Annotated in this window: 17 protein-coding genes; 11 read left to right on the plus strand and 6 right to left on the minus strand. The window is 64.3% G+C overall.

What is annotated here, in order from left to right; all coding sequences use genetic code 11:
* Positions 1–322: 322 nt before the first annotated feature.
* Positions 323–2,227, plus strand: coding sequence for an excinuclease ABC subunit UvrC (gene uvrC / locus ACYQ00_RS04425; protein ID WP_460030961.1), 1,905 nt, complete (start codon positions 323–325; stop codon positions 2,225–2,227).
* Positions 2,228–2,283: 56 nt separating this feature from the next.
* On the opposite strand, the gene ACYQ00_RS04430 is transcribed toward uvrC, so the two are convergent.
* From ACYQ00_RS04430 to ACYQ00_RS04445, 4 genes are read right to left on the minus strand one after another with little or no spacing between them, the layout of a single operon-like run.
* On the minus strand, positions 2,284–3,471 hold the full coding sequence (locus tag ACYQ00_RS04430) for a rhamnosyltransferase WsaF family glycosyltransferase (protein WP_460030962.1): 1,188 nt from the start codon (positions 3,469–3,471) through the stop codon (positions 2,284–2,286).
* A 46-nt stretch (positions 3,472–3,517) separates the two neighbouring features.
* A complete protein-coding gene (locus tag ACYQ00_RS04435; protein WP_460030963.1) occupies positions 3,518–4,021 on the minus strand; it encodes a DUF1499 domain-containing protein in 504 nt (167 codons plus the stop codon).
* A complete protein-coding gene (locus ACYQ00_RS04440) occupies positions 4,018–4,968 on the minus strand; it encodes a nitroreductase family protein (RefSeq protein WP_460030964.1) in 951 nt (316 codons plus the stop codon). The genes ACYQ00_RS04435 and ACYQ00_RS04440 overlap by 4 nt, the downstream gene beginning before the upstream one ends.
* A 27-nt stretch (positions 4,969–4,995) precedes the next feature.
* On the minus strand, positions 4,996–5,706 hold the full coding sequence (locus ACYQ00_RS04445; RefSeq protein WP_460030965.1) for a DUF3426 domain-containing protein: 711 nt from the start codon (positions 5,704–5,706) through the stop codon (positions 4,996–4,998).
* A gap of 473 nt (positions 5,707–6,179) precedes the next feature.
* Between ACYQ00_RS04445 and ACYQ00_RS04450 the strand changes: the two genes are divergently transcribed.
* On the plus strand, positions 6,180–6,587 hold the full coding sequence (locus ACYQ00_RS04450; protein WP_460030966.1) for a cytochrome c3 family protein: 408 nt from the start codon (positions 6,180–6,182) through the stop codon (positions 6,585–6,587).
* Positions 6,588–6,863: 276 nt separating this feature from the next.
* On the opposite strand, the gene ACYQ00_RS04455 is transcribed toward ACYQ00_RS04450, so the two are convergent.
* Positions 6,864–9,500, minus strand: a complete 2,637-nt coding sequence (locus tag ACYQ00_RS04455; RefSeq protein ID WP_460030967.1) for a glycosyltransferase family protein — start codon at positions 9,498–9,500, stop codon at positions 6,864–6,866.
* A 210-nt stretch (positions 9,501–9,710) separates the two neighbouring features.
* Between ACYQ00_RS04455 and ACYQ00_RS04460 the strand changes: the two genes are divergently transcribed.
* The 3 genes from ACYQ00_RS04460 to ACYQ00_RS04470 all read left to right on the plus strand — a co-directional run bounded on the left by ACYQ00_RS04460 (position 9,711) and on the right by ACYQ00_RS04470 (position 13,266).
* Complete coding sequence (locus ACYQ00_RS04460) at positions 9,711–10,925, plus strand: glycosyltransferase family 4 protein (protein ID WP_460030968.1); 1,215 nt, start codon at positions 9,711–9,713, stop codon at positions 10,923–10,925.
* Between the two features lie 9 nt (positions 10,926–10,934).
* Positions 10,935–12,068: a glycosyltransferase gene (locus ACYQ00_RS04465; RefSeq protein ID WP_460030969.1), complete on the plus strand. Its 1,134-nt coding sequence runs from the start codon at positions 10,935–10,937 to the stop codon at positions 12,066–12,068.
* 82 nt (positions 12,069–12,150) lie between these two features.
* Positions 12,151–13,266: an SO_0444 family Cu/Zn efflux transporter gene (locus ACYQ00_RS04470; RefSeq protein ID WP_460030970.1), complete on the plus strand. Its 1,116-nt coding sequence runs from the start codon at positions 12,151–12,153 to the stop codon at positions 13,264–13,266.
* Between the two features lie 271 nt (positions 13,267–13,537).
* Here ACYQ00_RS04470 and ACYQ00_RS04475 read toward each other — a convergent pair whose 3' ends face one another.
* Positions 13,538–13,684: a hypothetical protein gene (locus tag ACYQ00_RS04475; protein ID WP_460030971.1), complete on the minus strand. Its 147-nt coding sequence runs from the start codon at positions 13,682–13,684 to the stop codon at positions 13,538–13,540.
* A gap of 173 nt (positions 13,685–13,857) precedes the next feature.
* On the opposite strand from ACYQ00_RS04475, the gene ACYQ00_RS04480 reads away from it, so the two are divergent.
* From ACYQ00_RS04480 to ACYQ00_RS04505, 6 genes are all read left to right on the plus strand, one after another.
* The gene (locus tag ACYQ00_RS04480) at positions 13,858–15,402 is read left to right on the plus strand and encodes an ABC transporter substrate-binding protein (RefSeq protein ID WP_460030972.1); all 1,545 of its coding nucleotides are present in this window, start codon (positions 13,858–13,860) and stop codon (positions 15,400–15,402) included.
* Between the two features lie 77 nt (positions 15,403–15,479).
* Positions 15,480–16,460, plus strand: a complete 981-nt coding sequence (locus tag ACYQ00_RS04485; protein WP_460030973.1) for an ABC transporter permease — start codon at positions 15,480–15,482, stop codon at positions 16,458–16,460.
* Between the two features lie 13 nt (positions 16,461–16,473).
* A complete protein-coding gene (locus ACYQ00_RS04490; protein WP_460030974.1) occupies positions 16,474–17,517 on the plus strand; it encodes an ABC transporter permease in 1,044 nt (347 codons plus the stop codon).
* Positions 17,518–17,519: 2 nt separating this feature from the next.
* Positions 17,520–18,527, plus strand: coding sequence for an ABC transporter ATP-binding protein (locus tag ACYQ00_RS04495; protein WP_460030975.1), 1,008 nt, complete (start codon positions 17,520–17,522; stop codon positions 18,525–18,527).
* 2 nt (positions 18,528–18,529) lie between these two features.
* Positions 18,530–19,540, plus strand: a complete 1,011-nt coding sequence (locus ACYQ00_RS04500; protein WP_460030976.1) for an ABC transporter ATP-binding protein — start codon at positions 18,530–18,532, stop codon at positions 19,538–19,540.
* Positions 19,541–19,684: 144 nt separating this feature from the next.
* On the plus strand, positions 19,685–20,410 hold the full coding sequence (locus ACYQ00_RS04505; protein ID WP_460030977.1) for a metal-dependent hydrolase: 726 nt from the start codon (positions 19,685–19,687) through the stop codon (positions 20,408–20,410).
* The last annotated feature ends 18 nt before the right edge of the window (positions 20,411–20,428 follow it).

Here is a 20,428-nt window from a genome sequence, read left to right on the forward strand (position 1 = left end):
TATTGCTTTTGCGAACATCAGCGGTTGACTGCTTGTCCTAACTCAACCTTCCGGCACCAGCTTTACTCCCTTTTACCGGCCTCTGGCAAGTCGTTTTGTTGACGGCAGTCCAAATTTTTATACGGTCAAAATTCTTTGACCCGCGGCCTGCCCGGCTGGTTCTGTTTGTATTTCAATTCAAAAATCTAAAATAACACATTATATTTCCTGAACCGCCTCGCAGTCCGGTCAAACATTACATTTCCTCAAACTTTCCTGCCCCTCCTTGCCCCCTGCCCCGCGCCACCTTGCCCTTCGCCCCGGCCCGTTTTATCTGCCCTGCATGCATACGCCGCATCCCCTGGCAGCCAGCCTGCCCTCCCGCCCCCTGACTCCTGGCGTCTATCTCTTCAAGGACGCGCAGGGCCGGATTGTCTATGTTGGCAAGGCCAACGTGTTGCGCAAGCGTCTGGCCAATTATTTCCAGAAAGAGCACGCCCTGCCGCTCAAGACCAAGGCCATGCTCAAGGTTGCTGTGGCCCTGGACACCTTGTGCACGGAGACGGAAAAAGAGGCGTTGCTCCTTGAAGCGTCGCTCATTAAAAAGCATCGGCCGCGGTACAACATCGTCCTGCGGGATGATAAACAGTATGTGCTTTTCAAACTGGAGAAGAAACACGAATTCCCACGCCTGACCATCACCCGCCGCGTGGTCCGCGACGGCTCGGTGTACTTCGGGCCGTTCACCTCGGCCAAGACCGCCCGCGATGCCTGGAAGGCCATTCATCAAATCTTTCCTCTGCGCCGCTGCACGGAACATGTATTCCGCAACCGCGTCCGCCCCTGCCTGTATCATCATATGGGGCTCTGTCTGGCGCCTTGTGTGAATGAGGTGGACAAGGAGGCTTACCGCGGCATGGTCGAACGCGTGGAGATGCTGCTGGCCGGCCGCTCCCGCGAACTCCTCCAGCTGCTGGAAAAGCAGATGCACACCGCGGCCGAGGCCCTGGAGTTTGAGGAGGCCGCCCGGTTGCGCGATCAGATTGCCGCCGTCCGCGCCACGGTGGAGCAGCAGGTGGCGGTGCTGAATACCGAAGAGGACGTGGACGTGCTCGGTCTGGCGCAAACGTCCACGGGCCTGGGGCTGGCCTTGCTCTTCATCCGCCGTGGGCGGCTGCTGGACAAAAAACAGTACATCTGGCCGGGGCTCACCCTGGAACACGGGCCCGAAGCCGTGGCCGGCTTTCTCATGCAGTATTACGAGCCCGGCCGCTTCATCCCGCCTCGCATTCTGATTCCCTATGATTTGACTGAGATAGACGCCGAACAGGATTTCCCCCTGAGCCAGGAGCACGTGCAGGTGCTTGCTGATCGCCGGGAGGCGCCGGTACGGCTGGTGCCTCCGCGCAGCACCACGGAAAAGAAACTCATGGCCCTGGCCCAGACCAACGCCCGCGAGGCCCTGCTCCAGGAGGAGCGCAGCGTGGACGATGCCGAGACGCTGCTGGCCAATGTCCAGCGCGCCTTGCACCTGCCGCAGCCGCCCAGACGCATCGAGGCCGTGGACGTCTCCCACACCCGAGGCCAGCAAACCCGCGTGGGGGTGATCGTCTATGTGGACGGGCAGCACCGCAAGGAACTCTCCAAGGTCTACGCCTTTGACCCGGACGCCCTGCCCGGCGCGCCTGGAGACGACTACGCCGTGCTCCATGCCTGGGCCGCCCGGCGGGTGGCTTCCGGACCGCCCTGGCCGGATCTGCTGCTGGTGGACGGCGGCCGCGGCCAGCTGGCCAGCACGCACAAGGGCTTCCAGGGGGCTCCCTGGCCCGCGCCCTTCCCCCTGGCAGCCATCGCCAAGGGCCGCATCGAGGAGGAATCTCCCGACGGCGCGGCCCGGCTGCGCCGGCAGCGGCACAGCCTGGATGACATGATCTATCTTCCCGGCCGCAAGAATCCGCTGCCCCTCAGGCCTGGCGCGCCGGAGCTGCTCTTTCTGCAGCGCGTGCGGGATACGGTGCATCACTTCGCCATCGGCAGCCACCGCCGTTCACGCGGCAAGGCCGTGCTGCAGAGCGAACTGCTCCAGGCGCCCGGAATCGGCCCCAAGACGGCCCGGCTGTTGTGGGATCATTTCCAGACGCTGGACCGCATGCTCGCCGCCACGCCCGAGGAACTGGCCGCAGTGCCGGGCCTGGGACGCACCCGCGCCGGGCGCATTGCCGAAAAGCTGGCCGCTCTCAGACAGTAGACAGCCTGGGCAGTCCGGACAGATTGGACAGTCCCCGGCATGCCAGCCAGGTCCACTCAGGCTGGCGGTGTCAGATGCGGAATCTCTGCCCCGCGGACATTGCGGGACCAGGTTTCCGGCGAGAGGCAGTGCGGCAGCTGCACAGGGAACGTGGTCCCGGCCCTGAGGCGCGCCCGTTCCAGCACCCCGGGCAAGGCAGCGGCAATGGCCGGACCGGAAGGCAGCTCCACACTGGTGATGTGTGGATGGCTTGCGGACAGATCTTTGCCCGGAAAACGATTGGTCAACACTTCCAGGCCAAAGGCAGCCATTTCCAGGGGAGGGTACGACGGGTGCGGTGTGGCCATCATGGCCACACCGGCATGGCAACCAGCCAGAAACGCGGCGTACGCCTCCAGCGGCAGTCTTCCCAGGCTGCGCAGCAACACCCCGGGCGCCAGCGGCACATCCGCATGTGGCTTGCCCAGGCTGACCACGGCCACTCCCTCGCGTTCTTCCGGGGACATGGCCTGCATGAACCGGCTGAGGCCATCCACAATGGCAGCAAAACAGTTGCGTGGCTGCTCCGGCCGCCCATAAATGCACAGCATGAGCGGCGCCGCAGGTTTTTGCACCGTCCAACCCAGGCCGTCCAGGATAGCGCGCAACACGGAGTTGAGAGAGGGAGTCAGCACCACGCTGTGCGAAAATTTCAGACCTTGCGAATGAAAATACCGGGCCAGTTGTGGCGAGTTGAAAATGGCGCAACAGGAATCCCGGTGGCGGTAACTGGCCAGGCTGGCCATGTAGTTGCTGCCAAGCTGGTAGAATCCCGGCTCAAAATCCTGAATGCAATAATAAAATGGCGGGGCCGCATGGCCGGCCTCAGCCATGGCAGCGGCGTAGGCCTCCCAGGCCAGGGTGGTGGTCCACCAGGTGCAGCAGAAAATCTCGCGCTGGTGGCACGGCAGCGGCCCCCGCGCCAGGCTGTGCACTTCCGGGGTGACGCGTACGCTTTCGTGGCAGCAGTCCCGCGGATTGAACAGGGGTTCCCCACAGGCGGGCGTGTGTTCGGCTACCAACCGAAAGGCAGGATACCGGCGCGACAGTGTCCGCCCGATCTCCAGGGCCGAAAGCACGCCACCAAAGGCGTGATTGGCAAAACAATGCGGCAGAATCAGATTGAGCCGCGGCGCCGGGTCGGGCTCCTCTCGCAGCAGCACCCGGTGCTCCGGCGGCAGGGACGCCGCAATGGCGTCCAACATGGCAAGCCGTTCCCCCGCAGCCCCCCCTTCGCCCATACTCCCTCCGTCATTGTACTGCAGCAAATCTGGTCGCTATGCGCTCCACTCTCCGACGGTTGCAGCCAAAATCCCAGTATCCCACTCGGGAGGCGCTGTAGCAGTGCAACACACCCTCACCCGGTGCATGTCCCAGCCGCGGGCTGGTTTCTGCCTTGAAATACAGGTCATCCACAAAGCCAAACACCGAACTGCGGACCTTGGCCTGAATCCAGTCCGGCCCGATCAGCACGATCTCCAGGCGCGGCGTGGCCCGCAGGATGGCCTCCAGCGTGCGCAGGGCCTCGGGGGCGCCGCCGTGGAATGGGATGGGGTCGATGCGGAACCGCTCGGCAGCCGCGGCCGATGTTTTGCTGGAAACACAGTTGGGAGTCACTCCGCAGATCGGGGCGGATTCCCACAGTGGCGGCGGCAGCCCCGTGCTCAGATGGGCCAGCCAATACAACCCCCCCACCACCAGGGCAACCAACGAGCCTCCCCACAGCAAGGCCATTCGGGCATGCGCCAAAGTCATTTGTTCTCCCCCGCCGTGCGCAGCGCGGGCATCCGACGCAGCGCCACCGTGCGGTATCGTTCATCCGGCCAGCCGATGGCGATCACGGCGTGGATGCGTTCATCCGCCGGTACGCCGAGTGCGCGCTGGATGCTTGCATCGCGCTGCATGGCCGCCACGGCATAGCCAATCAGACACGTCCCCAGCCCCAGGGCATGCGCACCAAGCAGCATGTTCTGGGTGGCCAGCAGGGCGTCCTCGGCCGGGCAACTCGCCCCCGGGGCACTGCCGACCAGGATTGCCGCCGGCGCGCCGTGAAAAAGCCGGTCAATCCGCCGCTCCTGCCACTCCTTGAGGGCCAGGGCGACGGCCGGATAGTAGGATTGGTAATAATGCTCCAGCTCAGGCTGACCGATGAGCCGCAGCCCAAGGCGCAGCCAGGCGGACCGGGCCTGCCTGTTCAGCCGGCCGAAATACCCGGCCACGGCCTCGGCATGCCCTTCCACGGCGGCGCGGTCTGGCAGGAGCGTGAAGGTCCAGCGCTGCGAATTGGTGCCAGAGGGCGCGGCAATGCCGAATTTGACCAGATCTTCCAGCACCTCGCGCGGGACAGGCGCGCTCTTGAAATTGCGGCAGGAGCGTCGCGAGGCCATCAGGCGAATCAAAGCGGCAGGATCATCCTTGCCAAAGCCGGACCAGGCGGAATCCGCGGCAAAGCTGGAAAAGGTGTAGGTCTGCGGGTCCAGGGAGGTGACCGTGATGGCATCCGCCGGACACACAGCCTGGCAATGCCCGCATTGGATGGACGCCCTGCCCACCACCCTGGCCTTGCCCTCCACCATGCGCAGCGTGCGCGAGGGGCACACCCGCACGCACAGCCCGCAGCCGGTGCAGCGTTCCTGATCCACCACGGTGCGGACGTCTTGAAATGGGCTGGCCATGGGGGTGTTGTCGCAGTGCGCCAGCATGGCGCGGTTGGGGTCAGCGTGGAACGGCTACTGTTCTGCCGGCTGGGCCGCGGCCACCTTGACGGCAAATTCATGCACCCCTTCCGGCGGGGTGAAAAACACAACCATGAAGGGCACGGAATCGTTTTGTCCCACATTCCGATTGGTGGTCAGGATGCCGGCCTCATCGTTGAGCAGGGCTTCGATGTCCCCTTCCAGAAACGTCTCCAGCTGGGAGAGCGCCACCGTCACCCCGGCCATGGACCGCTTGACCATCAGCACCCGGCCGCCCTCGCCAAAGAGGGTGGCTTCCACTTCCACCAAATCCACCGGCTCGCGGGAAGCGTTGACCACGCGGCCTTCCACCACCAGCAACGGCCCCAGCCGTTCATTTTTGACATAATACTGCCGGACACCCTGGAGCTTGAACCGTTTTTCCAGGTCACCCAGAGGGCCTTGCGTGCTGGCGGCGGCAACCTGGGCCGCAGGAGCCGGGTTGGCCGAACTGGCCAGGGGCGCGCCGCTGGCCGCAGGCGCAGCACCATTCGCGGGGGAAAGCTGCGGCGCCGCATCACCCGCGCTGGCGCCCAGACATCCGGGCAAAACCGCCAATGCCAGCGCCAGCGTGAGCATCCGAACGGGCAGCAGGATCAAACGCACCGCCTGGCTTTGCAGGCCAGACCGCCGCACGCCGTCATGGCCCGGGCTTGCAGCGCACAGCCTCGCCATCATCTTGAGCTTGTTCTGCTTGGTCTTCATCCTCAGGCGCATGCCTCAAGTTGCCCCCCTTGGCAAGTGGCTTCGCGTTGCCCGCAGCAGCATTCCCCTCATTAACTATTTAGTCAAATTATAAATATAGCCTTTTGGAATCAATTTTCGCCGTCTGCCAGCCTTCCTGACGCAGGCCACAAGATTTTCAGCCAAAAGGGCGAAAAGGCCATGAAGCAACGGCTGTCGTGACTTCGCGGGGTGGCGCCCCCCGGTTGATTTGCATTGTCCACTTGACAGCCTTGTTACTTCTATCACATTAGGTTGCGGTGACTGAAGAACGCTGCTGCGTCCTGGCAGCCTGACGGCGGACGGTAACACCATGTGCGCCTTGGCGCGCATGTTTTTCTGAATGTGGCGGTAGGAATAGGAAGACGGCCCTGCGGCCTCAGCCGACAAGGACCGACACGGGAGCCGGCATGGGCGTCGGCGCCTGACAGTGACCTTACTGGAGGAGAATTTTCATGATCAAGAAGCCCCTCGTCATCGGCCTGGCCTGCTGTTTCATGCTGTGCGGCGTCATGCTGCCTTCCTTGCAGGCCCTGGATGTGCCCTGCAAGGTCGTGCTCACTGCGCCCGAAGGTGAAACGCCGCATCCCCGCTTTGGCTCGGTGGATATGAGCCACGCCAAGCACCGCAACGTTTCCTGCGTTTCCTGCCACCACATGTTCGACGGCTGCGGGGACTTCCAGAAGTGCAGCGATTGTCACGTGGACCGTGATGACCGCACCTACGAACGCGGCTTCTACAAAGCCTGGCACAGCGAAAGCGAAATCAGCTGCCGCGGCTGCCACAAGGCTCAGAAAGCCAAGGGCGAAAAGACCGGCCCCATTGGCTGCCTCAAGGGCTGCCACGAGGTCGCCAAGAAGTAACTGTACCGGGATACGCTGTACTTGCAGCCGGGGAGGACACCTGTTCTCCCCGGTTTTTTTGTGTCTTTCGGAGGTCGTGCGGCTGCACCTGTGGCATCGCCCCGGCAGGAACAGTACCCGTAGCCCGCTGGCATTGCCGGGCGTCCATGGAGGCGGGCACACGGCTGTGTCAAGGGCTGATACGGCGCAATGGGACGTGCTCGCAAGGAGAGAAAGGTGGACGTGCTGGCCGTCTCCCGATGCGTCTACACCGGGCCAGCCAGCCGTCCTGGCAGATCAGCCCACATACCGATGCAGCAGAAAACACAGCGCCCCAAGGTGCAGGGCATGCGCAAGAACCGTGGCGGCTGCGGGTGACCAGCGTGGGGCGGGGGTCTCTGCCATATCTACAACGCGCAAGGCCACCCCGAGCCAGACCAGCCCCCAAAAGCATAAAATGACAAAAAATCCATATGGATATCTGACAAACACCCACGGCAGCCCGTAGAGAAGCTCACTCCAGACCACGCACAGGCCCAGCAGCGCGCTCCCCGCCAGCAACCTGCCCCAGCAGACCCCTGCTGCCGGGTTCAAAGTCGATGATGTTGTTTGCGCCCCCAGACGCAGCCACCACCATCCCAGCACCGGGAACAAGGCGGCCAGCACCGGGTGCAGCCAGTCAATGGGAAGCCAAAGGAACACATGCGCCAAGCTGAATCGCGTCACGGCCAGCACCAGCGTCAAGGCAAAGCCGGTCAGCAACCACCCTTCCAGGAACCGCTGGCCCCGGAAGGAGCCCGGCGCCACTGCGGAAACTCTGGCCCAGCGCCCCACGGTCAGGGACCAGCCCGCAAACGCCCCGGCAAGCAGCACCGCATACACTGCCAGCAGATACCGGCCATGGATGTTCGGCAATCCCCGTTCTGCCCCGGCCATCGCAGCGGCCGCGCCGGTGGTCAGCAGGAACCCACAGCAGCCGGCCAGCCAGCAGCAGACCCGCCAGCCCATCAGTCCCTGCCGCTGACGGGCTGCCAGCCAGGCCAGACAGACCAGCCCCACCCCGGCGCAGCCCGCCAGGAACTGCACCAGCCATTCCGGCAACATGGCCTCATGCCAGCCGAAACCACCCCAGAACGTCTGGGAGAGCAGCACCTCTGGCGTGCGGAAGGTCAGGAGTGTTGGCACCTCGCAGACAATACACCAGACGAAGCGCCCAAGATCGGCTTGCGGAGAGCGTTGCGGGTGTGCGGCATAGTGCTGAAATCCTGAATAAAGAAGCAGTACGGCCAGCGCGATGGCCAATGCGGCGGCAGCCAGCCGGCCCACCTTGGCCAGGCAATGCCCGGTGCCGTTGCCGGGCCTTGCGCACAGTCTGGCGGCCAGACTCTCGACCGCGGCGCCTGTGGCACAAATGGCCGCAATCCCCGCCGGCACGACCCACCATGCGCAGGACGCCTCGACAGCCATCAGTGTTCCGAGCACCCGGAAAATCAATCCCAGCTGCTCTGTGCCCGTGCCGGCCAGCAGCAGCAGCCCCCCCAGGGTCAGGCCAAGCCAGAACCGGCGAATGGCCAGGAACGAATCCCATCGGCTGGGCGCACTGGCCACACTCAGGGCGATGAGAAATGCCCCCACAGCCAGGCCGGTGCTTGCGCTGAGCACAAGCAATGAGGCGGCGGCGCCAATCCAAAGCCCCAGGCGGAAGGCCTGACCCGGGGTGGCGTGCTCCTGCAGCAACGCGACCAGCCCAGCACAGGCGAGCACCACGCCTATTGAGGTGAACTGCGCGTAGTTGGAAACATGCATGGCGAAAAATGGCAAGGTCGGCACGAGGTACACAAACCAGGGCCGTACCCGTCCGCCGGCATTCCGAAACAGCAGGGCCGCGCCAAGCCAGACGGCCAGACCGAAGCAGACCGCATTGGCCAGCCGGAGCTGCAGCAAGGCCCGCGCGGCGGAGGTGCCGGAGAACAGCGGCTGCAGCGCCCCCCAAAATGCCGTGGTCAGCGTGGACCGGCTCTCCATCCGGGAGTCCGTCACCTGTTCTATGCCCGCGGCATCCAGGGTCTCCCAGGGCACGGGGTAGGGACGCTGCAGATCCTGGGACCCAAACCGCTCGTAATGGCTGGACTTGATGCGCTGAAAATGTCCTGTCCGTGCAAGCTGTTCTGCATCGGCAACCAGATTCGTGTGCCCGGATTGGCGGGCCCAGCTCAGGAAATGGTCCGGTTCGTCCGGCGCGTGAAAGGGAGGAACAATGACCGCATAGGCCACGGCCAGCCCCAGGGCGCACAGGCCACAGCACAGCCCGGGCCAGCGACGCCGCACCCCCATGCCACAGCAGGCCACAATTGCAGCCGCCCCCAGCAGGCCAAGCAGCGCCCAGCCCGGCACCCCTCCCTGTCCGGCGCCCGTCTCTCTGGCCCCCCACATGGCCGCCAGCAGCTGCAGTCGGCTGACAGGCCCGGCGGAATATTCCGGCGACTGCGAATACCACAATCCAAGCGCCGCCAGCCCTTCATCCGTGCGCAGCAGCCCCACCCGTTGCGCATCCGAGGTCATCACGAGCGACACCGTGCCGTGGTCCAGCAACCGCACTTCCAGCATGCCGGCCGAGGCGGTGTGTTCTGGCAATGCCGCGCAGGTGCCCGGGACTGGCGCAAGATGCAGCACCCCATCGTCCCACAGGATGCCGGTCCCGGCCTCCAGGCGGCATGTCGAATTGGCAAAGGAGAGCGTCGCATTGCCAACCCGCAAGGCAAAGCGACTGGTGGAGAAATGCAATTCGAGCCGTTCCAGCTGTGCGCCCGGGGCTGGCGCCGTCACGACAACAGGCAGTTGCAGTACGCCAGGAGCCACCCGATTCAGCGGCCAGGCTTGCGGCGATGGCCGGCCCGGCATCAGCTCTGTGATGACGGGGGCGCGAAACGGCATCACCAGCAGCACCGTCAATGCCACGAGGCACAGACACGGCAACGCGCATGCGCTCAATTGGGAGGCGAAACGTTGGCCCATAAAAACAACCCTACCCGCTTCCGGCAAAGTCAGCAACGACCTTCCCCGCTTGCGAGGGGTACAAAGGCCGTGTATGGAGCGGACTGCCAACAACCTCGCCCGGTCCCGGTCTGCCATGGATCTCATCACGTGACACCACCAGTAATTCTTGTCAATGCCATCCCTCTTGTTCAGATGGCCACTGGCATCTGCCGGTATGTGCGTCAGGTCTATGGAGCCCTGGCCCGCGGGCATGGCCACGAGGCGCGGTTTCTGTTTTTTGACGGCTGTACCGCCAGCCCGGCCATGCCCGACCCGGCCGCTGCGGACGATTGGGGGAAAAAGGCCGCCCTGGCCCGCGCACTGCCGGCCCCCATGGCCCTGGCTGCCAGACTCGCCCTGCATGCCCGGCGAGAACGGGCCTTTTCCCGGGTGCTGCGCGAGCATCCTGTGGATGTGTATCATGAAACCGCGTTTTTCCCTTTCCGGGTCCCGCCGGGGTTTCCGACCCTCTTCACCGTGCACGACCTTTCCCTGCAGCGACATCCCGAGTGGCACCCCAGGGAACGGGTCTGGTACAGCCAGCTGTTTTTCCGCCGTCGTCTGCGTCTGGCCACGCACGTGCTGACCATTTCCGAGTTCACCGCCCGCGAGCTGCAGACCTGGGCCGACCTGCCGGCCGGGCGCATCACCGTGACCCCCCTGGCCCACGACCCGGCCCTCTTCCATGTGCCGAATCCCGAACTCGTGGCCAGGGTACGGGCGCGATATCAGCTGCCACCCCGGTTTTTCCTGTTCCTTGGCAGCGGGGATCCACGCAAAAACGCCGCCATCATCCCGCAGGCACTGGCCCGGCTGCGGGACCGGACCGGCCAGGACATGCCGCTGGTGTCCGTGGGCTGGAGTGGCTGGCTCGCGGGCACGCAGCAAGCAGGCACGGTTCAGATACAGAGCCTGGGGTTTGTGCCGGATGAAGACCTGGCCGGACTGTACGCCGCGGCCACGGCGCTGATATTCCCCAGTCGGTACGAGGGCTTCGGGCTGCCAGTGCTGGAGGCCATGGCCTGCGGCTGCCCGGTGGTCACCACCACCGCGGCCAGCCTGCCAGAGGCCGGCGGAGAGGCGGCCCTGTATATGACGCATCCGGACGATGCAGACGGCCTGGCCGGCTTGCTGGGCCGGCTTGCCGATCCCGGACCGGCAGGGGACGCCCTGCGCGCACGTTGCAGCACCCTGGGCCTGGCCCACGCCGCCGGCTTTTCCTGGGAGCGCGTGGCCGAGACCACCTGGCAGGCGCTGCGGCAGTGTCTGCAACAGCCTCTGCAGCAGAATCCGGCAGGCACATCCCCATCACGTCAGGCCTGAGGAGCCCGCATGTCCGCCCCGCTTCGCGTCTTGCACGTCTACAAGGTCTATTATCCAGAGTCCCACGGCGGCATTGAGCAGGTCATCTGCCAGCTGGCCACGGCCGCGCAGCCTCTGGGCGTGGCCAGCAGCGTCCTCTGCCTGGCCCGCAGGCCGCAACGCGACCCGATCCGTAGGCCCGAAGGCCTGGTCCATCAGACCAAAACCCTGTTGGACAAGGCCTCCACACCCCTTGGTCTGGATATTTTCCGCCGCTTTCCGCTACTCCTGCGCGATGCGGACCTCGTCCATTACCACTTCCCCTACCCGCTGCTGGACCTGCTCCATCTGGCCCACGGCGTGACCACTCCCTCCGTGGTGACATACCACTCCGACATCATCCGCCAGCAACAGATCAAAAAACTGTACGAACCGCTGCTCATGCACCGCTTTCTGGGCAAGGTCTCCTCCATCGTCGCCACCTCGCCCAATTACTTCCGCACCTCGGATATCCTGCAGCGGTACAAGGACAAGGTGACGGTGATTCCCATTGGCGTGGATCCGGCCGCCTATCCCGCTCCCAGCCCGGAGCGGCTGGCCCGCTGGCAGGCGCGGTTGGCCGACCCCTTTTTCCTGTTTGTCGGGGTTCTGCGATACTACAAGGGGCTGGACATCCTGCTGGAGGCCGCGGCCGGCACAGGGCACAGGGTGGTCATTGCCGGGGTGGGGCCCCATGCGCAACCGCTCAAGGACAAGGCCGTGGCGCTGGGTCTGCAAGATCGCGTGGATTTTCTGGGCTGGATTGACGATGCGGACAAGATGGCCCTGCTGCAGCTGTGCCGGGCAGTGGTCTTCCCCTCCCACCTGCGTTCCGAGGCCTTCGGCGTGACCCTGCTGGAAGGCGCCATGCACGGCAAGCCGCTGATATCTACCGAAATCGGCACGGGGACGAGCTATGTGAACGAACACAACGTCACCGGCTTGACCGTGGCCCCCTCGGATCCGACAGCCCTGCGGACCGCCATGGACACCCTGGCTGGCGACCCGGCCCTGGCGGCCCGGTTCGGCCAGGCCGCCCGCCTCAGGTTCGAGACCCACTTTACGGCCCGGGAGATGGCGCGCCAGTATGTGGAGCTCTACCAGACACTGCTGCGCAGGCAGTAACAAGGCGGCGCAACTGTGTTACGCAATGCGCAACATTGTTGCCTGAGTTGCACTTGATTCCTGCAAATCGTATTACGCAGGCATGATCACCACATTTCTCACCGAACTCGTCACGCAGATCTGGGTCATGCTTGCCCTGGCAGGCCCCTGGATGCTGCTCGGCATGGTCATGGCCGGCCTGGCCAAGGGGCTGCTGCCCGACAATTTCGTGTCCAGGCATCTGGGCGGGCGGGGGCTCAAGCCCATTGTGCTGGCCGCGACCATCGGCGCGCCACTGCCAGTGTGCAGTTGTGGCGTGCTGCCCCTGGCGGCCGGCCTCAAGAGTCAGGGAGCCCGGCGCGGGCCGCTGGCCTCCTTCCTGGTGGCCACTCCGGAAACAGGCGTGGATTCCATCGCCGTCACGTACGCGCTCATGGATCTGCCCATGACCCTGCTGCGGCCGCTCTCCGCCGTGTGCACCGCGCTGCTGACCGGGCTGGCGGTCTCCCGGACGCCGGAAACCCGCACGCTGACTCCACTCGTACCCATGGGCGTCTCGCAGGGAGCCGCTGCAGCCCCTGCCAGCTGCTGCAGCACCGGCTGCGGTTGCAGCGCCCCCCTGGCCGATGCGCCTGCCGCCCGGCAGGCCGGAGTGCTGGGCGCAGCGCGCAGGCGGCTCCGGCTGATGGGCGAGCATTTGTTTCATGAGATCCTGCCGTCCATAGGCCCGTGGTTCCTGCTCGGCTCCGTCCTGGCCGGCGTGGTGACCGCCGTATTGCCTGATGACTTCCTGACGCGCCAGCTCGGCCAGGGTCTGCCCACCATGCTGGTCATGCTGGCTGTGTCCATTCCTTTATATATGTGCGCCTCGGCCTCCACGCCCCTGGCTGCGGCGCTGGCGCTCAAGGGCCTCTCCCCCGGCGGGGCGCTGGTGCTGCTTCTGGCCGGACCGGCGACAAACCTGGCGTCTTTGGCCGTGGTGTCGCAGATTCTTGGACGCTGGGGCATGGTGGCGTATGTGGCCGGCATCGCCATGTGCGCCCTGGGTCTGGGGCTGGCGACGGACGCCCTCTACGGCGCCATGGGCTGGAACACGCTTTCCTGGCTGCATGGCGAGGGGGAGGCTGGCCCGGGCGTGGTGGACTCCGCCTGCGGACTCATCCTGCTGGTGGGGACACTGGCTTCGCTGCGCTGGTCGCGCGGGGGTTGTCACCGGTAGCAGCAGGCCCCGGTCGCAACGAGAAAAGACGTCATCTTGGCAAATTGGAAGGGCGGCCCGAGGAAGCGTATGGCTTCTTCGGGCCGCCCTCGCGTGCGCAGCAAGCTCTCGCAGTTCGGGCGTCCCGCGCCCTGCCCCGGCCACAATGGCCAGCCCAGGGGGGACCGTCGGCGAGCGGCTTCCCGTGCGCGTCGGGTCTGAACAGGCGGCTTTTGCATCAGATGTGCGCAATGTTCGCGACACAACCCAGCACAAATGCATCCTTTCGGTATCAAAAAGGTGCTGCGCCGTCCATCTCCGAAGGGAAACTCCAGAAAAAAAACTGGCCTTTGCCTGCAAACAGCAAAGGCAGGCAGGTTTCAAACAGAAAATCAGTCTTGTCCATAATTTCACAAACTTGATTTTTCTTGCCAACCATGGTGATTTAACCCATGGTGTGATACCGACGTGTGACGTTCTTGCGTCGAGCATGTCTTTTTCCTGACAAAATTGCTTGCTCTCCGGGCCTGATGCCCGGTTTTTGGAATCCGGTACATTCCGCCGGACATGTTGTCCTGGCGTGTTTTTATGTTGTGTAACAAAGGAGACTCTATGAAACGGTTGGTGTTCGCGCTGGTCTTCTGCCTGATGCTGCCCACCATGGCGCATGCGAAGACCCTCAAGCTGGCCATGGATGCGGACCCGGAATCCCTTGACCCGCATGTCCAGCTCTCCGGCGGCATGCTGCAGTACAGCCACATGGTGTTTGATCCCCTGGTCCGCTACACCAAGGACGGCAAGTTCGAACCCCGGCTGGCGGAAAAGTGGGAAGTGGTTGATCCCCTGACCACCCGTTTCTTCCTGCGCAAGGGCGTGAAGTTCCACAGCGGCAACGACTTTACCGCCAAGGATGTGGCCTGGACCCTGGACCGCCTGAAGAAGAGCGAAGACTTCAAGGGCCTCTTTGAGCCCTTCACCGAAGCGGTGGCCGTGGACGACTACACCGTGGACCTGAAGACCTCCAAGCCCTACGCGCTGGTCCTGGCCATGGCCACCTACCTCTTCCCCATGGACAGCGCCTACTACACCGGCACGGACGAACAGGGGAAGCCGAAGGACGCCATCGTCAAGACCGATTACAGCTTTGCCAACACCCACGCTTCCGGCACTGGTCCCTTCAAGCTGATCAAGCGGGAACACGGCGTGCTTCTGGAGCTGGACCGCTTTGACGCCTACTGGGACAAGATGTCCAAGGGCAATGTCTCCAAGATCCTCTTCACCCCCATCCCCGAAAACGCCGCCCGCGTGGCTGCCCTGCTCTCCGGCGGTGTGGACTGGATCCAGCCCGTGCCTCCCCAGGACTACCCCCGCCTGGAAAAAGACCCCAAGGTCCAGCTGGTGACCATGCCCGGCACGCGCATCATCACCTTCCAGCTGAACTCCAAGCGCAAGCCTGAATTTGCCAATCCCAAGGTCCGTCTGGCCATCGACTATGCCATCGATTCCGTGGCCATGGTCGAAAAGCTGCTCAAGGGCGCCGCCACCCCCGCCGGCCAGCAGGGCCCCGAGGGCATGGCCGGGTTTGACCCCGCCCTGACCCCCCGCCAGGACCTGGAAAAGGCCAAGGCCCTGATGAAGGAAGCCGGCTTCGAAAAAGGCTTTGAAGCCACGATGATCTGCACCAACAACCGCTACGTCAACGACGAAAAGATCTGTGAAGCCACCGTGGGCATGCTGGCCAAGATCGGCATCAAGGTGGCCCTGACCACCTACCCCAAGGCCCAGTACTGGGATCAGTTCGACGCCCAGGTGGCCGACATCCAGCTCGTCGGCTGGCATCCGGACACCGAGGACTCCGCCAACTACGGCGAGTACCTGCTCATGTGCCCCAACAAGGAAACCGGCTTCGGGCAGTACAACTCCGGCAACTACTGCAACAAGGAGCTGGACGACCTGCTGATGCAGGCCGCCGTGGAAACCGACCTGGCCAAGCGCAGCGAAATGCTCCGCAAGGTCGAGCGTCTTGCCTACGACGACGCCGCCTACGTGCCCCTGCACTGGCAGAACCTCTCCTGGGCTGCCAAGAAGGGCGTGAACGTCGAGCCTATCGTCAACATCATGGACTTCCCCTACTTCGGCGATCTCGTCATCGACTAGGCGGAACCATTTTTGCCACGTAAACACGGCGCCGGGGCTCACACGATCCTCGGCGCCGTCTTCATGCCGGGCGCACCATGATTGCATTTCTTCTCCGACGAATCCTGCAGGCCTGCATTGTGATGGGCGTGATCAGCCTGGTGGGCTTTTCCCTGCGACATACCGTGGGCGACCCCGTCCGCGAGATGTATGGCATGTCCGTCTCCGCCGAAACGCGTGCCGAGGCCCGGGAAAAGCTGGGGCTTAATGACCCCATCCACGTTCAATATTTCCGCTTTCTGAAAAATGCCCTGCAAGGCGACCTGGGCAACTCCCTGTTTTATCAAAAGCCCGCCCTTGAGGTCATTGTGGCCAAGGCTCCGGCCACGCTGGAGCTGGTCTTTACCGCCGCGATGCTCATCACCGTCCTCTCCGTGCCCTGTGGCATTTATTCTGCCATCTATCCGCGACGCTGGCTTTCGCGGGCCATTCTGGGCATCTCCACGGTGGGGGTCTCGGTGCCGGTGTTTTTCACGGCGCTCATGTGCATCTCGCTCTTCTCCATCACCCTGGGGTGGCTGCCGAGCTTTGGCCGCGGTCAGCTGACGCCTCTCTTTGGCGGGGCCTGGGAAACGGGCTTTCTGACCTGGGACGGCATCAAGCACCTGATCATGCCCTCCTTTGCGCTGACGTCCATCATGCTGCCCTTGTTCATCCGTCTGGTGCGTGCGGAGATGATGGAGGTGCTGCAGATGGATTACGTCAAGTACGCGCGGGCCAAGGGGCTTTCCGAGCGTCGGGTGTACTGGGTGCACGCCTTCCGCAACACGCTGCTGCCGGTCATCACCGTGGGCGGGGTGCAGCTGGGCATTCTCATCGCCTTCACCATCCTCACGGAAACGGTCTTCAACTGGAAGGGGCTGGGGGGTATGTTCAAGGAGGCCGTGGACCGGGGGGATACGTCCCTGCTGGTGGCCTACATGGTTGTGGTAGGCGCGTTGTTTGTGGTGGTGAACACCATTGTGGATGTGGTGTACGGCATGGTGAACCCCATGGTTCGCGTGGTCGGCAGGAAATAGGAGCGCAGCAACCATGGACGCCTTGTTTTTCATTCTCTCCTGGGCCCAGCCGGCCATCAATACCCTGGCCATCGCCGGGCTGCTGGGCTTTTTTGTGTGGATTGCGGCCGGCCGCTTCCTCTTTGCGCCGGCCTGGGCCCGGTTTGCGGATTCGCATCTGGTGTACAGCTTCCGGCGCGATCTGGTGGCCAGGCTCAGCCTGGGCATTCTGCTGGTACTGCTGGTCTCCAGCTTCGCCTGTCCCTGGATCGCCCCGACCAACCCCTATGATCCGGCCGCCATCGACATCATGATGGCCCAGACCCCGCCGGCCTGGATGGAAGGCGGGGATACCTCCGCACTGCCAGCCTTTGTGCTCGGTGCGGACGACCAGGGCCGCGACCTCTTCTCCACCATGCTCTATGGCATGCGCGTGTCCCTGGTCATCGGCCTGGGCGCGGTGCTGGTGCAGGCCTTTCTGGGTGTGACCATCGGGCTCACGGCCGGCTACCTGGGCAAACGGGTGGAAATCGTGCTCATGCGGATGGCCGACGTGCAACTCTCCTTCTCCACCCTGCTGGTGGCCATCTTCATTGGCGCGGTGTTCCGCTCAGCCTTTGGGGTGGCCAGCTACGAACGCCTGGCCGTGCCCATTCTGATCTGCATCATCGGCCTGGCCGAATGGCCGCAGTACGCCCGCACGGTGCGCGCCAGCGTGCTGGCCGAGAAAAAGAAGGAATATGTGGAAGCCGCGCGAGTGGTCGGCCTGCCCACCTGGCGCATCATGCTCAGGCACATTCTGCCAAACACGCTCTCCCCGGTGCTGGTCATCAGCACGGTGCAGGTGGCCAACGCCATGATGACCGAGGCCGGCCTGTCCTTCCTGGGCTTCGGCATGCCGGTCACGCAACCCTCCCTGGGCTCGCTGATCAACGCCGGGTTCGAGTACCTGCTCTCCGGCTCCTGGTGGATCACCATGTTCCCCGGCATTCTCCTGGTGGTGCTCATCCTCTCCATCAACCTGCTGGGCGATTTCTGTCGCGATGTGATGAACCCGCGGCTGTACAAGGGGATGTAGCCATGGAAACCGCAGTCACCACCACCCAGGACTCGCAGGCCCCTCTGCTGGAAGTCAAGAATCTGGAAGTCAGCTTCCCCACCAAGACCAAAACCCTGGTGGCCGTGCGCGACGTCTCCTTCAGCCTCAAGCGCGGCGAGCGGCTGGGGTTGGTGGGCGAGAGCGGCGCGGGCAAGTCCATCACCGGGTTTTCCATTTTGAAGCTCATCAGCCGGCCGGGCCGTATCAGCAACGGCTCCATTCTGTTTGAAGGCCGGGATCTGGCGCCGCTCTCCGAATCCGAGATGCGCCCCCTGCGCGGAGACCGCATCTCCATGATCTTTCAGGACCCGATGATGACGCTGAACCCGGTCCTGAGCATTGGCACCCAGATGATCGAAACGCTCCTGGCCCACCGGCGCATGAGCCGGCAGGAAGCCCGGGCCCAGGCCATCGAGACCCTGCGCGCCGTGCGCATCCCCTCCCCGGAAAAGAGCATGGACCAGTACCCGCACCAGTTTTCCGGCGGCATGCGCCAGCGCATCGTCATTGCCATCGCCCTGCTCACCCGGCCCTCCCTGATTATTGCCGACGAGCCCACCACGGCTCTGGACGTGACCATCCAGGCCGAAATTCTGGACCTGCTCCTGGAGCTGGCCGAAACCGAGGGCATGGGGCTCATCCTCATCACCCACGATCTGGCCGTGGTTTCCCAGGTAACGGACCGGGTGGCCGTGATGTACGCCGGGCGCATTGTGGAAATCGGCCCCACCGAACAGGTGGTGCACCATCCCCAGCACCCGTACACCCAGGGCCTGCTGGCCGCCCTGCCGCAAACGCACGAGGGCGAGCCCGGCACCGGCCGGCTGGCGCAGATCCACGGCATCATGCCCAGCCTGTACAACATTCCGCCCGGCTGTGCCTTCAACCCCCGCTGCCCGGCGCGGATCCACGCCTGCACCGAAACCGTCCCCGCCCTGCGGCCCTGCCGCGATACCGGCATCCTGGCCGCCTGCCATCTGGTGGATTGATCATGAGCACGGCACTTGTTTCCATTCGTAACGTCGTCAAGCAGTTCGACATCAGCGGCGGGCTCCTGGAGCAGCTGCGGTTTTCCGGCGGCCGGCCGGTCCTTAGGCGGACGGTGGTGCACGCCCTGAACAACGTCAGCCTGGAAGTGCAGGAAGGCGAAACCCTGGCCGTGGTGGGTGAGAGCGGCTGCGGCAAGTCCACCCTGGCCCGGGCCGTGATGGGCCTGCACGCGCCCAATAGCGGCGAGATCCATTACCGGGGGCAGCGCATCGACCATCTCTCCCCGTCCAGGATGCTGCCCTACCGCACCAAGCTGCAGATGATCTTTCAGGACCCCTACGCCTCCCTGAACCCGCGCATGACCGTGCAGCGCATTCTGGAAGAACCCCTGCGCTTCCACCGGCGCAACCTCTCTGCCTCGCAGATCAGCGAGCGCGTGGCCGCGGTCATGGAGCAGGTGGGCGTTCGGGCCAGCTGGGCCAGGCAGTTCCCCCACGAGTTCTCCGGCGGCCAGCGCCAACGCATCTCCATCGCCCGGGCGCTCATCGTGGACCCGGAATGCATTGTGGCCGACGAGCCCATCAGCGCCCTTGATGTGTCCATCCAGGCGCAGATCCTGAACCTGATGCTCGACCTGCAGGAAAGCCGGTCCCTGACCTACCTCTTCATCAGCCATGATTTGAACGTGGTGCGGCGCATCGCCAGTCGCGTGGCCGTGATGTACCTTGGCTCCCTGTGCGAGCTCGCGCCCTCGCGCCAGCTGTTCGAAACCCCGCGCCACCCGTACACGCAGGCCCTGCTCTCGGCGATTCCTTCCCTGGGCCGCGGCCGGCGCAACCGGATCCGCCTGAGCGGCGAGCTGTCCACGCCCATTGATCTGCCGCCCGGCTGCGTCTTCCATCCCCGCTGTCCGCATGCGTATGAGCCCTGCTGTTGCGAACGGCCCCAGGCCCAGACCCTGCCCGATGGCACGCTGGTGGCCTGCCACGCCGTGCGCGAGGGGCGAATCTGAGCGTACGCGGCCCGCTCGCCTTGCCATCCCTGTCTAAAATCACGTAAAGGCCCGCCCGGTTCACGCCGGGCGGGCCTTGCGCCGCTTGTGCGGCCCTGCGCGGCTGTGGTAGCTTCTGGGAAACCACACTTGCGGAGACTGACCATGCGCACGACCCTGACCTGGCACGGCCATTCCAATTTTCAGATTGCCGATCCGGCCATCAATATCTGCATCGACCCGTTCTTTGAAGGCAACCCCACCGCCCAGAGCACCATCGCCAGCATCGCCAAGCCGGACCTGCTGTGCGTCACGCACGATCACGGCGACCACATCGGCCAGACCGTGGAGCTGGCCAAGGTCTCGGGCTGCATGGTGGCGGCCGTGGTGGAGACTGCCGGCAAACTCATGCGCCAGGGCGTGCCCCAGGCGCAGATCGTCAATGGTATTGGCTACAACCTGGGCGGCACCGTGGTCGTCAAGGGCGCGGCCATCACCATGGTGCAGGCCTATCATACTTCCGAATCCGGCGTGGCCGTGGGGTACATCATCACCCTGCCCGACGGCTTCACCATCTACCACGCCGGGGACACGGCCATCTTTTCCGAAATGGCCCTCTGGGGCGAGCTGTACTCCATTGACGTGGCCTGCCTGCCCATCGGCGGCGTCTTCACCATGGACCCCCGGCAGGCCGCCCACGCCTGCAGGCTCCTGCGCTGCGACCGCGTGGTGCCCATGCACTGGGGAACCTTCCCGGTGCTGGAAAAAAACACCCGCGCCTTTGCCCGCCTGCTCCAGGAAATCGCCCCGGACACCACCATGCTGGAGCTGGCTCCCGGCGAAACCGTGGTCCTGGAAAAATCCGCCGACACCTGCGGCTGCAACGAGTAGCAACACCCAGCCTGCCCT

Source organism: Megalodesulfovibrio paquesii, assembly GCF_054653055.1.

Excerpts from the sequence above, each read along its gene's own strand:
- ACYQ00_RS04450 (WP_460030966.1), top strand. The coding sequence starts at position 6,180 with ATGATCAAGAAGCCCCTCGTCATCGGCCTGGCCTGCTGTTTCATGCTG.
- ACYQ00_RS04455 (WP_460030967.1), bottom strand. The coding sequence starts at position 9,500 with ATGCCGTTTCGCGCCCCCGTCATCACAGAGCTGATGCCGGGCCGGCCA.
- uvrC (WP_460030961.1), top strand. The coding sequence starts at position 323 with ATGCATACGCCGCATCCCCTGGCAGCCAGCCTGCCCTCCCGCCCCCTG.
- ACYQ00_RS04475 (WP_460030971.1), bottom strand. The coding sequence starts at position 13,684 with ATGGTTGGCAAGAAAAATCAAGTTTGTGAAATTATGGACAAGACTGAT.
- ACYQ00_RS04505 (WP_460030977.1), top strand. The coding sequence starts at position 19,685 with ATGCGCACGACCCTGACCTGGCACGGCCATTCCAATTTTCAGATTGCC.
- ACYQ00_RS04500 (WP_460030976.1), top strand. The coding sequence starts at position 18,530 with ATGAGCACGGCACTTGTTTCCATTCGTAACGTCGTCAAGCAGTTCGAC.
- ACYQ00_RS04490 (WP_460030974.1), top strand. The coding sequence starts at position 16,474 with ATGGACGCCTTGTTTTTCATTCTCTCCTGGGCCCAGCCGGCCATCAAT.
- ACYQ00_RS04435 (WP_460030963.1), bottom strand. The coding sequence starts at position 4,021 with ATGACTTTGGCGCATGCCCGAATGGCCTTGCTGTGGGGAGGCTCGTTG.
- ACYQ00_RS04495 (WP_460030975.1), top strand. The coding sequence starts at position 17,520 with ATGGAAACCGCAGTCACCACCACCCAGGACTCGCAGGCCCCTCTGCTG.
- ACYQ00_RS04485 (WP_460030973.1), top strand. The coding sequence starts at position 15,480 with ATGATTGCATTTCTTCTCCGACGAATCCTGCAGGCCTGCATTGTGATG.
- ACYQ00_RS04445 (WP_460030965.1), bottom strand. The coding sequence starts at position 5,706 with ATGAAGACCAAGCAGAACAAGCTCAAGATGATGGCGAGGCTGTGCGCT.
- ACYQ00_RS04470 (WP_460030970.1), top strand. The coding sequence starts at position 12,151 with ATGATCACCACATTTCTCACCGAACTCGTCACGCAGATCTGGGTCATG.
- ACYQ00_RS04465 (WP_460030969.1), top strand. The coding sequence starts at position 10,935 with ATGTCCGCCCCGCTTCGCGTCTTGCACGTCTACAAGGTCTATTATCCA.
- ACYQ00_RS04440 (WP_460030964.1), bottom strand. The coding sequence starts at position 4,968 with ATGCTGGCGCACTGCGACAACACCCCCATGGCCAGCCCATTTCAAGAC.
- ACYQ00_RS04480 (WP_460030972.1), top strand. The coding sequence starts at position 13,858 with ATGAAACGGTTGGTGTTCGCGCTGGTCTTCTGCCTGATGCTGCCCACC.
- ACYQ00_RS04430 (WP_460030962.1), bottom strand. The coding sequence starts at position 3,471 with ATGTTGGACGCCATTGCGGCGTCCCTGCCGCCGGAGCACCGGGTGCTG.